The following is a 12,187-nucleotide window of genomic DNA, read 5'->3' on the forward strand; positions in this document are numbered from 1 at the left end:
TGGCGCGTGCGCGGGTGCATCCAGCGGATCAACAATGGTATGCTGGACGCAGGAGAACCAGCGTTCCATCATGCCCAACCTCACTGCAAACGGCATCAGCATTGCCTACGAAACTGCCGGCGATCCCAAAGGGATGCCGCTGCTGCTCGTGATGGGTGTCGGCATGCAACTGACCGCCTGGCCGGACGACTTCGTCGATGGCCTGGTCGAGCTCGGGTATTACGTCATCCGTTTCGATAACCGCGACTGCGGGCTGTCCACCAAATTCGATACGGCCGGCACGCCCAGGCTGGCGCTGGCGTGGCTGTTGTCGCGGCTGCGGCTGCCGGTACACAGCCCGTACCGCATCGACGACATGGCCGCCGACGCGCTCGGCGTGCTCAATGCACTTGGTGTCGCAAGGGTCCATGTGGTCGGCGTGTCGATGGGCGGCATGATCGGCCAGGTGCTGACCGCGCGCCACCCCGAGCGCGTGCTGACGCTCACGTCCATGATGTCGACCAGCGGCAGGCGCGGCTTGCCCGGTCCTACGCCGGCGGCGCGCGCGGCGCTGACGCGGCGCCCGCCCGACACCAGCGACCCGGAGCAACTGGTCGCCCATGGCACCGCCATTTTCCGCGCCATCGGCAGCCCGGCCTACCCGACGCCCGACAGACTATTGTGCCAGCGGGTGGCGGCAGCGATGCGGCGCAACGTCTGTCCCGCCGGCCTGGCCCGCCAGATGCTGGCGATCATCGCTTCCGGCGACCGGGTCGCGCTGCTGAAGCAGATCGAGCGGCCAACCCTGGTGATCCATGGCGCCGCCGATCCGCTGGTGCCGCTGGCGTGCGGTGTCGACACGGCGCGCCTGGCGCCTGGCGCCCGGCTCGAGGTGATCGAAGGAATGGGACACGACTTGCCGCCGCAACTGATTGAAAGGTTGCTCGCCTTGATCGACCAGCATGCGCGCGGTAAGATGGCGCCAGACAACCTTCCACGCCGCTTCGAAAAACAATAATGACAACACCACCTGGCATTGCCATCATCGCGTTCGCCGGCCGTCCGGCCGACGATAGCGTCATCCCGCGCGGCATCGCGCTGCTGGAACGGCGCGGCTGCGTCGTCCACAACTATTACGATCCGGCGCAGGCGTTCCAGCGCTTCGGCGCCAGCGACGACGGCCGCCTGGCGCAGCTCGAGGCGGCGGTGGCCGACCCCGATGTCCAGGTAGTGGTGGCGCTGCGCGGCCAGTACGGCGTGACGCGTTTGCTGCCGCGCATCGATTTCGACGCGGTGGCCGCCAGCGGCAAGATCTTCGTCGGCTTCTCCGACATGACTGCCTTCCACATGGCGCTGTACAAGAAGACGGGCGCCCTCAGCTACGCCGGGCCGATGTTTGTCGGCGACTTTTGCGCCGCCGAGCCGGTCGATTTCACGCTCGACAATTTTTGGCGATGCCTGGCCGGACCGACCCACGCGATCACCGAAATCGCGGCCGGCAACCCGAGCGTCAATGTGGCAGGCAAGATCTGGGGTGGCAACCTGGCGATGCTGGTGTCGCTGCTTGGCACTGACTACTTTCCGCAGATCGACGGCGGCATCTTGTTCCTCGAAGACATCGGCGAGCACCCGTACCGGGTCGAGCGCATGCTGCTGCAACTGATGCAGGCAGGCGTTCTCGGCCGGCAGCAGGCGCTGGTGCTGGGCGACTTTTCCGGCTACCGGCTCGGCCCGGCCGATCGCGGCTACGACTTCGATGGCATGCTCGCCTACTTGCGCGCGACCTTGCCGCTGCCGGTGCTGACGGGGCTGCAGTTCGGCCATATCGACAAGCGCGTGACGATTCCGTTCGGCGCCGACGCGACGCTGGTAGCGGACAGCGAACGATTTCGCCTGACGATGAGCGGCTACCCCACGCCGGGCGATGCCTGAGCCACCGCCCGGTCAGCATTACTACCGGGCGACAGCGGCTGCGGCCGACTACCCAGCAATCGATGGCAAGGCCGACTATGCGATCTGCATCATCGGCGGCGGCTTTGCCGGCCTGGCGACGGCAATGTCGCTGATGGAACGCGGCCAGCGCGACGTCGTGGTGCTGGAGGCCGACACGGTCGGCTACGGCGCCTCCGGGCGCAACGGCGGCTTCGTGTTTGGCGGTTTCTCGCTCGGCGAACGCGGCCTGGTCGGCGCGGTCGGCCAGGACAACGCCCGCAAGCTGTACGCGCTGACGCTCGACGCCGTCGCGACCATCCGCCGCCGCATCCGTCAATACGACATCGACTGCGAGCTGCGCGAGGAGGGCGTCTACCTGGCCAACTGGTTCGGCGATGAGCGCATCCTCGACGCGCAGCAGCGCCTGTTGGCCGACAGTCTCGGCGTCGAGTGGCAGCGCATCGGCCGCACCGACCTTGCCGGCCGTCTGCTGACCGAGCGTTATTCGGGCGCGCTGTTCGAGCCTGGCGCCTTTCACTTTCATCCCCTCAAGTACGCCCGCGGGCTGGCGCGCGCGCTGGCCGGCGGCGGCATCCGACTCCACGAGCAAAGCCGCGCCACCGGCATTGTGCGCGACGGCGCGCTCTGGCGCGTGCGCACGGCGGCCGGCGAGGTGCGCGCGCGCGACGTCGTCATCTGCTGCGGCGGCTACCTCGAGCGCCTGTCGCCCCGGCTTGCCGGCGCCATGCTGCCGATCGCTACCTACGTGATGGCCACCGAGCCGCTTGGCGAGCGCATGCAGACGGCGCTGCGCACCGGCGCCGCCGTCTACGACACCCGTTTCGCCTTCGACTACTACCGCCCGCTGGCCGACACGCGCCTGCTGTGGGGCGGGCGCATTGCCGTGCGCGAACGCGCGAGCGCCGATGTCGCGCGGCTGCTGTATGCCGACATGCTGCGCGTCTACCCGCAACTGGCCGGCGTAAAAGTCGACTATGCCTGGAGCGGGAAGATGAGCTACGGGCGCCACAAGATGCCGCAACTTGGCCGCCTGCCCGACGGCCAGTGGTACGGCATGGGCTTCGGTGGCCGCGGCGTGGCGCCGACCACCTTGGCCGGCGAAGTGCTGGCGGCGGCCTTGTGCGGCGATGGCGCCGATCTGGCCAGGTTCGCACCGTGGAAGCTGCCGCCGACGGGCGGTCCGGCCGGCCTGTTCGCCGCGCAGCTGACCTACTGGTACCACGAGCTGCGCGACCGCCTGCGTGAATAGCGTACAAACGCGGGTGTCAGGTCTGACATTCGGACATTTTGTCCGAATGTCAGACCTGACACCCGAAAATCGGCGCCGGCCGCAGAAGTAGCGCGCAAAATGGTAAGATAACCGGTTAATAGAAATCTTCGCTTAAAGGCTTTATCCAGTGCTATCTACCGCAAATATCACCATGCAATTCGGCGCCAAGCCGCTGTTCGAAAATATCTCCGTCAAGTTCGGGGACGGCAACCGCTATGGCCTGATCGGCGCGAACGGTTGCGGCAAGTCGACGTTCATGAAAATCCTCGGCGGCGACCTCGAGCCGTCCGCCGGCACCGTCATGCTCGATCCTAACGAGCGCCTCGGCAAGCTGCGCCAGGACCAGTTCGCCTTCGAAGACATGCGCGTGCTCGACGTCGTCATGATGGGCCATACCGAGCTGTGGAACGCCATCTCGGAACGCGATGCGATCTACGCCAACCCGGAAGCGACCGACGACGACTACATGCACGCGGCCGAACTCGAGAGCAAGGTTGCCGAATACGATGGCTACTCGGCCGAAGCGCGCGCCGGCGAACTGCTGCTCGGCGCCGGCGTGTCGATCGACCAGCACCAGGGCCCGATGAGCTCGGTAGCGCCCGGCTGGAAGCTGCGCGTGCTGCTGGCGCAGGCGCTGTTTTCGAATCCGGACATCCTGCTGCTCGACGAGCCGACCAACAACCTCGACATCAACACGATCCGCTGGCTCGAAGACGTGCTCAACGACCGTAACTCGACGATGATCATCATCTCGCACGATCGCCACTTCCTCAACCAGGTCTGCACCCACGTCGCCGACATGGATTACGGCACCCTGAAGGTGTATCCGGGCAATTACGACGAGTACATGTTCGCCTCGACCCAGGCGCGCAACCAGCAACTGGCCAACAACGCCAAGGCCAAGGACAAGGTCGCCGAGCTGCAGGACTTCGTGCGCCGCTTCGCCGCCAACAAGTCGAAAGCGCGCCAGGCAACGTCGCGCGCCAAGCAGATCGAGAAAATCAAGGTCGACGACATCAAGCCGTCGTCGCGCGCCTACCCGTTCGTGCGCTTCGAAGCCGAGAAGAAACTGCACCGCCTGGCGGTGGAAGTGGAAGGCATCTCGAAAAAGTACGACCACCAGCTGTTCAAGAACTTCAGCATCATGGTTGAAGCGGGCGAGCGCGTCGCCATCATCGGCGCCAACGGCGCCGGCAAGACCACCTTGCTGCGCGCCATCGGCGGCGACCTGTGCGGCCTGCAGCCGGACACCGGCCGCGTCAAGTGGGCCGAGAACGCCAACGTCGGCTACATGCCGCAGGATCCGACCGAGGAATTTCCGACCGACGCCGTGCTGACCGACTGGATCGGCCAGTGGACCAAGGAAGGCGACGACGACCAGGCGGTCCGTTCGATCCTTGGCCGGCTGCTGTTTGGCGGCGACGACGTGCGCAAGTCGGTCAAGGTGCTGTCCGGCGGCGAGAAGGGCCGCATGATGTACGGCAAGCTGATGCTTGGCCGCCACAACGTGATGCTGATGGACGAGCCGACCAATCACATGGACATGGAATCGATCGAGTCGCTCAACATTGCACTTGAAAAATACACCGGCACCCTGATTTTCGTGTCGCACGACCGCGAGTTCGTTTCCTCGCTGGCCACGCGCATCCTGGAGATCAAGGAAGACGGCATCGTCGACTACCAGGGCGGCTACGAGGATTATCTGAAGAGCCAGGGCATCGATTAATTCCGACGGGAGATATAGCAATGCAGAGCATCATGCCGATCAAGTCCGTCGAATACGACCATCCGCAAGCGGGCTTGCAAGCCGGCCTCTCATGCACCGCGCAGGCGTGGGCGCGCGCGCCGGAGACGCCGAGCGCCGACCAACGCAGCGAACTGAAAGACAAGATCCGCCGTCTGCTCAAGGAGCGCGAAGCGGTGCTGGTCGCCCACTACTACGTCGACGCCGACCTGCAGGACCTGGCCGAGGAAACCGGCGGCTGCGTCTCCGATTCGCTGGAGATGGCGCGCTTCGGCCGTGACCACCCGGCCAAGACGCTGGTGGTGGCCGGCGTGCGCTTCATGGGCGAGACGGCCAAAATCCTCAGTCCGGAAAAGCGCATCCTGATGCCCGACCTGGACGCGACCTGTTCGCTCGACCTGGGCTGCCCGGCCGACGAATTCGCCGCGTTCTGCGACGCCCACCCCGACCGCACGGTGGTGGTGTATGCCAACACCAGCGCGGCGGTGAAGGCGCGCGCCGACTGGATGGTGACGTCGTCGATCGGCCTCGATATCGTCGCCCACCTGCACGCGCAGGGCAAAAAGATCCTGTGGGCGCCGGACCGCCACCTGGGCGGCTACATCCAGCAGAAAACCGGCGCCGACATGCTGCTGTGGCAGGGCTCCTGCCTCGTGCACGACGAGTTCAAGGGCGTCGAGCTCGATCTGCTCAAGGCCGACTATCCGGACGCGAAGGTGCTGGTCCATCCGGAGTCGCCGGCCAACGTGGTGGCGCTGGCCGACGTGGTCGGCTCGACCACGCAGCTGATCAACGCGGCGCAGACGATGGACGCGACCACCTTCATCGTCGCCACCGACAACGGCATCCTGCACAAGATGCGCATCGCCGCGCCGGGCAAGCACTTTATCGAAGCGCCGACCGCCGGCAACAGCGCCACATGCAAGAGCTGCGCGCACTGCCCGTGGATGGCGATGAACGGCCTGCGCAACCTGGCCGCGGTGCTCGAAAATGGCAACAACGAAGTGTTCGTCGATCCTGAGATCGGCAAACTGGCGGTCCGTTCGATCGACCGCATGCTCGACTTCGCGGCGGCGAAAAAGGCCAGGGCAATGCCTACCGGCGAACTGGCGAAAGAAGCAGCACTGTTTTCAGGAGTTGGGCCGGCATGATGAGTAACTTGCGCAATCCGTATAAGGTGTTCGACGATGCGCTGCAGTCGGCATTCGAATCGAACCTGCTGGCAGCGCTGCTGGAAGACATCGGCAGCGGCGACCTGACCGGCCAGCTGGTGCCGGACGACATCCGCGTGCGCGCGCGCGTGATCGTGCGCGAAGACGCGGTGCTGTGCGGCGCGCCATGGTTCGAGGGCGTGATGACGGCGCTCGACCAGAATACCGAGATCGAATGGCAGTACGCCGAAGGCGACATGATGCGCGCCGGTAGCGTGGTGTGCACCATCGAGGCGGAGCCACGCTCGCTGCTGACGGCCGAACGCGCCGCGCTCAACTTCCTGCAGTTGCTGTCGGGCGTGGCCAGCGCCACGCGCCGCTACGTCGACGCGGTGGCCGGCACCAGGGCGGCCATCCTCGACACGCGCAAGACGCTGCCGGGCCTGCGCCAGGCGCAGAAGTACGCGGTGCGCGTCGGCGGCGGCCAGAACCAGCGCATGGCGCTGTTCGACGGCGTCCTGATCAAGGAGAACCACATCGCCGCGGCCGGTGGCGTTGCCAAGGCGCTGGCTGCCGCGGCCGCACTCAATTCCGGCAAGCCGGTGCAGATCGAAGTCGAAACGCTGGCGCAGCTGGCCGAGGCGCTGGAGAATGGCGCCGTGTCGGTATTGCTGGATAATTTCGAGCTCGACGCGATGCGCGAGGCGGTCGAGCTGAATGCCGGCCGCGCGCTGCTGGAAGCATCCGGCGGCGTCAATTTCGACAGCGTGCGCGCGATCGCCGACACTGGCGTCGACCGCATCTCGATCGGCAGCCTGACGAAGGATGTGCAGGCGACCGACTACTCGCTGCGCATCGTCGACTAGTACAGGCCCTTTAACTGCCCGTGCAATGCGGGCAGCAGCTGTTCGGCCGACGCGTCGAACTTCAGCGTCAACAGGTCGTCGGCGCGCGTGACGCCCAGGTTGATGGCGGCGATCGGCTTGCCGCTTGCCGCCGCCATGCGGCAGAACCGAAACCCGGAAAACACCATCAGCGACGAGCCGACCACCAGCAAGGCGTCGGCTGCTTCGATGCGTGCCAACGCCGCGCGCGTTACGGCCGGCGCTACGCCGTCGCCGAAGAAGACGACATCGGGCTTGAGCGTGCCGCCGCAGTGGACACATTGTGGGACGTGGAAGTGCTCGAGCGCTGCCGGCTCGAGATGGGCGTCGCCATCGGGCGCTGCCGCGGCCACGCTTCCCGTCACGCCGGGGTTCAGCTCTTCGAGCATGCCTTGTACGCAGCTGCGCGCAAAGCCGGCGTGACAATCGAGGCAGACGACATGGTGGATCGTTCCGTGCAGTTCGAGGACGTCGGCGCTGCCGGCGCGCTGGTGCAGGCCGTCGACGTTCTGGGTGACGAGCGCGCCGAGCATGGCGTCAGCCTGCATCTGGGTGATGGCGCGGTGAGCCGCATTCGGCTCGGCGCGCGCCATGGTCGGGTAGCCGATCATGCTGCGCGCCCAGTAGCGTTTGCGCACCACCTCGGCCTTGCGAAACTCCGGCCCTTGGACCGGCGCGCGGCCGCGCCGCACGCCGTCGCGGCCGCGGTAGTCCGGGATGCCGGAGGCCGTGCTGATGCCGGCGCCGGTGAGCACCATCACCTGGCGATGATGCTCGAGGAAGCCGGCAAGTTGGTCGAGCGAGGCTTGCATGGCGCTCTCGGTCAGCGCGACGACCAGGCGATGCCGCCGACGATCAGCGCGAATGCGGCGATGTGGTACAGGTGCGGCAGCTCGCCGAGAAAGGCCGACGACATCAGCGCGGCGAACAGCGGCGTCAGGTTGGTGAAGAAGGCGGCCACCGTCGGCCCGGAACGCTGCACGCCGGCGCCCCAGCAGCCCATGGCGATCACCGCCGGGCCGATCGCGACGAACAGCAGCGCGGCTGCCACCGGCCAGCTCCAGTCGATGTGCACATCGCGCACGGACCACTCGACACCGGCCAGGACGCCCGACCACATGATGCCATACACCACCTGGCCGAGCAGGAACGCGGCCCAGTCGCGGCGGATCTCGGGATTGTCCTTCGGCTGCATCAGCAGCCAGCTGTAGAACGACCAAGAGATCGTCGCCAGGATCATGTAGACGTCGCCGGCCACCAGCCGCAGCGCGGCCAGCTGGCGCCATTCGCCGCGCGAGAGCACCAGCAGCACGCCGGCGATCGACAGCACCGCGCCGACCAGCTGGCTGCGGCGCACCGGCTTGCCGAAGAAGAGCGCGCCGACCAGCAGCATCCATACCGGCATGCCGGCTGCGACCAGCGTGACGTTGATCGGCGTCGACGTCTGCAGCGCCAGGTACTGCATCGAGTTGTACAGGCCGACGCTGAGCAGCCCGAGCATGCTGTAGCGGCGCCAGTCCTTCAACAGACCACTGCCGGGGCGCAGGATCGCGTGGCCGATCGGCACCAGGATCAGCGCCGCGATGGCCCAGCGCAGCAGGTTCAAGGTCATCGGCGGCACGGCGTCGCGCACCAGGCGGCCGACGATGGCGTTACCAGCCCACAGCAGCGGCGGAATCGTCAGCAGGAGGGCGGTGGAGGCGGTCAGTTTGCGGTTCATGAGCTGGGAATGAAAAAACCCGCCGTCAGCGGGTCATTGTAATGGCGCTTGCGGTCAGCGCCGCGGCGGCGTCAGGACGCTTGGCAGCGCCTTCGGCAAAGTGGCAGGATAGTCGCGGCTGAAGTGCAGGCCGCGGCTTTCCTGGCGCGACAGCGCGCTTTGCACAATCAGGCCGGCGACGTCGACCAGGTTGCGCAGTTCGAGCAGGTCGTGGGTGATGCGGAAGTTGCGGTAGTACTCGTCGATTTCTTCCTTCAGCATGACGATGCGGTGCTGCGCGCGTTCGAGCCGCTTGGTGGTGCGCACGATGCCGACGTAATTCCACATGAAGCGGCGCAGCTCGTCCCAGTTGTGCGAGATGACCACTTCCTCGTCGGCGTTGGTGACGCGGCTCTCGTCCCATTGCGGCAGCGCCGGCAGCTCGAACTTCGGCTGGGCGGCGACGAACTGCGCGCAGGCGCGGCCGATGACCAGGCACTCGAGCAGAGAATTGCTGGCCAGCCGGTTGGCGCCGTGCAGGCCGGTGCAGGCGGTTTCGCCGACCGCGTACAGGCCCTGCAAATCGGTGCGCCCGGCCAGGTCGGTGACGATGCCCCCGCACGTGAAGTGCACGGCCGGCACCACCGGAATCGGCTGCTTCGTGATGTCGATGCCCAGCTCCAGGCAGCGCGCGTAGATGGTCGGGAAGTGCTCCTTCAAGAACTCGGGCGGCTGGTGGCTGATGTCGAGGTTGACGTAGTCGATGCCGCGCTTTTTCATTTCGAAGTCGATGGCGCGGGCAACGACGTCGCGCGGGGCCAGTTCGCCGCGCTCGTCGTGCATCGGCATGAAGCGCGTGCCGGCGGCGGCGCCGGCTTCCGGCGGCAGCAGCAGGCGCCCGCCTTCACCGCGGATCGCTTCGGTGATCAGGAACGACTTGGCGAACGGGTGGTACAGGCAGGTGGGGTGGAACTGGATGAACTCCATGTTCGACACGCGGCAGCCCGCGCGCCAGGCCATCGCGATGCCGTCGCCGGTGGCGGTGTCGGGATTGGTGGTGTACAGGTAGGTCTTGCCGGCGCCGCCGGTGCACAGCACCGTGTGCTCGGCCTCGAACGTCAGTACGTTGCCGGTTTTTTCATCCTGCACGTACAGGCCAAGGCAGCGCGGCGTGACCGCTTGCGCGTGCGCGGAGCGGGCGCCAATCTTGTCGGAACTGATGACGTCGATCGCGCAGTGCTGCTCGAACAGCGTGATGTTCGGGTGCGCCCGCACTTTCTGTTCGAGCGTGAGCTGCACCGCGTGGCCGGTGGCGTCGGCGGCATGGATGATACGGCGCTGGCTGTGGCCACCTTCGCGCGTCAGGTGAAAACCCATTTCGGCGGCGGCGTCGCGGGTGAACGGCACGCCTTGTTCGATCAGCCATTCGATCGCTTCGCGGCCATGCTCGACGATGTAGCGGGTGGCCGGCTCGTCGCACAGGCCGGCGCCGGCGACGAGGGTGTCGTTGATGTGCTCTTCGTGGCTGTCGCCGGAGTCGAGCACGGCGGCGATGCCGCCCTGGGCCCAGTTGCTGGCGCCGTCGAGCAGCGCGCGCTTGGAGATGATGGCAACCGTGCGCGTCTGCGCCAAATGCAGGGCGACCGACAGGCCGGCCAGTCCGCTGCCGACAATAGCGACGTCAAATTTCATGGGAATTCGCGGTGATGTGTACAGAGCATCACTATAGACGATTTGCCGGAGCCGTGCCGGACGGTCGTTTCCAACGGGCTTGCTTGTCCCGAATCAATGCCTCTTGAGCAATACTGCGCCATCATCGTAGGGGCGGCAGCATGCTCACGCGCGGCCGCTACGTGCCGGGAGGAGCCGTGATACGGATCTTTAATCACTACGTTTCCAAGATGGCGTTCATATTGCTGGTGCTCGAACTGGCAATGCTGCTGGCGTCGGCCAGCCTGGCGTTGGCGCTGTGGTTTTCCGACGTGCGCGACCAGTTCCGCGCCGATAACCTGTACCTGTCGTCGCTGACGTTCGCGCTGGTGATCATCTTCAGCATGAGCGCCCTGGGCATGTACCAGCACAGCGCGCGCGAAGGCATCCGCACCACCTTGATCCGCATCATGCCGTCGTTCGCGCTCGGCTTCGCGCTGCTGTCGGCGCTGATCGCGGTGCGTCCCGAGATCTACTTCGGGCGCGGCATCAGCAGCGTGATCTTCGCGCTCGGCGCCAGCGGCGTGCTGCTCACCCGGCTGGTGGTGTTCAAGTCGGCCGAGTCGGCGCTGCTGGAGGCGCGCCTGATGTTTGTCGGCAGTGGCCCGCTGGCGCGCGAGTGCATGGAGCTGGCGGCCAGCAAATTCGGCTTTCACCAGTTTAACGTGGTCGGCTGCGTGCCCGTGCCGGGAGAGCCGAACTGCATCGGCGAAGCGAGCCTGCTGCCGATGGGCGACTCGCTGCTGGAAATGGCGCGCCGCTACGAGGCGAGCGAGATTGTCGTCACCGTCACCAACCGGCGCGGCAGCGCCTTCCCGATCCGCCAGCTGCTCGCCTGCGCGCTCGGCGGGGTCAAGGTGATCGACGCGGCCACCTTTTTCGAGCGCGAGGCGTGCCAGATCCGCATCGACTCGCTGCAGCCAAGCTAGAGAAATTCGCGCTTGACCTTGAGGATCTCGATCATTTCGAGCACGCCGCGGCTGGCCGCATATACGGCGCCTGACCAGGACCATGCGCGCGGATCGCCTTCGTCGCCGTACTCGGCCACCTTGGACAGGTCGACCGATCCGACCAGGTCGGCCAGGTCGGCCGTGGTGGGGTCGTGCGGCGCATAGGTGCCGATGCCGCTGCGGCCGGCTTCCGAGATGAAGAAGCGTTCGACCGGCATTTGCATGAAGTCGCCGCTGAACTGGTCTTCCAGGCGGGCACGGCAATGCGGGCACAGTTCGCCGGCGATGTCGATGCCGTAGGTGTTGCGGCAGCTGGCGCGCATGCTGTGCGGTACCAGGTGCAGCGGCGACTCGTGCACCGGGCATCCGGCGATCGCGTACTGCGCGCCTTCTTCGGTGTAGCTGTATTCTTCCAGCCCGCGCTTGAGCAGGATGACGAGGGTGGACTTGCCGCCGGACGGCGGACCGAGCAGCAGCAGCAGGCGCCGGCCCACTTCCGAGCCGGCGGCCGCGGCCTTGAAGTAGTCGATCACCCGGTCGATCGCTTCGTCGATGCCGAACAGCTCGTCCTCGAACAGCTTGCAGTGGTCTTTACCGTCGGCATCGTTGACGAAGCTGGTGCGGATCATGTCCCAGATGTATTGGTGGGAACTGCGCGCGACCCGTTCGGGCGCCGGTGCGAGAACCTCGTGCATGAATGCGGAAAATGGGCCCGACCAGTAACCGGCCCGGTGCTGCTGGGTAAACAGGCTGAGGCTTTCGATGAAGCTGTCCTGGTCCGACGGACGGGGATGAAGATCATCGCCTTGTAAGGTCACGTTTCCTCCAGCTCAGGTGGGCGCGGACC

At 66.2% G+C, this 12,187-nt stretch carries 11 protein-coding genes; 7 read left to right on the forward strand and 4 right to left on the reverse strand.

All coding sequences use genetic code 11. From position 1 onward, the window contains the following. Positions 1-70: 70 nt before the first annotated feature. From ACP7DD_RS12955 to nadC, 6 genes are all read left to right on the forward strand, one after another. Complete coding sequence (locus ACP7DD_RS12955) at positions 71-997, forward strand: alpha/beta fold hydrolase (RefSeq protein WP_426175232.1); 927 nt, start codon at positions 71-73, stop codon at positions 995-997. Then, positions 997-1,911, forward strand: coding sequence for an LD-carboxypeptidase (locus ACP7DD_RS12960; protein WP_426175233.1), 915 nt, complete (start codon positions 997-999; stop codon positions 1,909-1,911). Before ACP7DD_RS12955 ends, ACP7DD_RS12960 begins: the two co-directional genes overlap by 1 nt. Beyond that, positions 1,904-3,181: an NAD(P)/FAD-dependent oxidoreductase gene (locus ACP7DD_RS12965; protein WP_426175234.1), complete on the forward strand. Its 1,278-nt coding sequence runs from the start codon at positions 1,904-1,906 to the stop codon at positions 3,179-3,181. The genes ACP7DD_RS12960 and ACP7DD_RS12965 overlap by 8 nt, the downstream gene beginning before the upstream one ends. Before the next feature lie 148 nt (positions 3,182-3,329). Further along, the gene (locus ACP7DD_RS12970) at positions 3,330-4,928 is read left to right on the forward strand and encodes an ABC-F family ATPase (RefSeq protein ID WP_426175235.1); all 1,599 of its coding nucleotides are present in this window, start codon (positions 3,330-3,332) and stop codon (positions 4,926-4,928) included. Between the two features lie 20 nt (positions 4,929-4,948). Continuing rightward, complete coding sequence (gene nadA / locus ACP7DD_RS12975; RefSeq protein ID WP_426175236.1) at positions 4,949-6,097, forward strand: quinolinate synthase NadA; 1,149 nt, start codon at positions 4,949-4,951, stop codon at positions 6,095-6,097. Then, entirely contained in the window at positions 6,097-6,963 is an 867-nt protein-coding gene (nadC, locus tag ACP7DD_RS12980; RefSeq protein WP_426175382.1) for a carboxylating nicotinate-nucleotide diphosphorylase, read from the forward strand. Before nadA ends, nadC begins: the two co-directional genes overlap by 1 nt. Here nadC and ACP7DD_RS12985 read toward each other — a convergent pair. The 3 genes from ACP7DD_RS12985 to nadB are packed head-to-tail and all read right to left on the reverse strand — an operon-like array spanning position 6,960 to position 10,372. Then, positions 6,960-7,793 carry an NAD-dependent protein deacetylase gene (locus ACP7DD_RS12985; RefSeq protein WP_426175237.1) on the reverse strand — a complete coding sequence of 278 codons (834 nt, stop codon included), beginning with the start codon at positions 7,791-7,793 and terminating at the stop codon, positions 6,960-6,962. The genes nadC and ACP7DD_RS12985 overlap by 4 nt on opposite strands. 11 nt (positions 7,794-7,804) lie before the next feature. Next, positions 7,805-8,701, reverse strand: coding sequence for a DMT family transporter (locus ACP7DD_RS12990; RefSeq protein ID WP_426175238.1), 897 nt, complete (start codon positions 8,699-8,701; stop codon positions 7,805-7,807). Positions 8,702-8,755: 54 nt separating this feature from the next. Continuing rightward, a complete protein-coding gene (nadB, locus tag ACP7DD_RS12995; RefSeq protein ID WP_426175239.1) occupies positions 8,756-10,372 on the reverse strand; it encodes an L-aspartate oxidase in 1,617 nt (538 codons plus the stop codon). Between the two features lie 140 nt (positions 10,373-10,512). Here nadB and ACP7DD_RS13000 point away from each other — a divergent pair, with 140 nt between their 5' ends. After that, a complete protein-coding gene (locus ACP7DD_RS13000; protein ID WP_426175240.1) occupies positions 10,513-11,319 on the forward strand; it encodes a hypothetical protein in 807 nt (268 codons plus the stop codon). On the opposite strand, the gene ACP7DD_RS13005 is transcribed toward ACP7DD_RS13000, so the two are convergent. Next, positions 11,316-12,158 (reverse strand): hypothetical protein, encoded by an 843-nt coding sequence (locus ACP7DD_RS13005; protein ID WP_426175241.1) that lies wholly within the window; start codon positions 12,156-12,158, stop codon positions 11,316-11,318. The two genes, ACP7DD_RS13000 and ACP7DD_RS13005, sit on opposite strands and share 4 nt — an antisense overlap. Positions 12,159-12,187 lie beyond the last annotated feature (29 nt).

Origin of the sequence: Massilia sp. TWR1-2-2, from assembly GCF_049897565.1 — a bacterium.
GTDB lineage: Bacteria > Pseudomonadota > Gammaproteobacteria > Burkholderiales > Burkholderiaceae_D > JAFCUW01.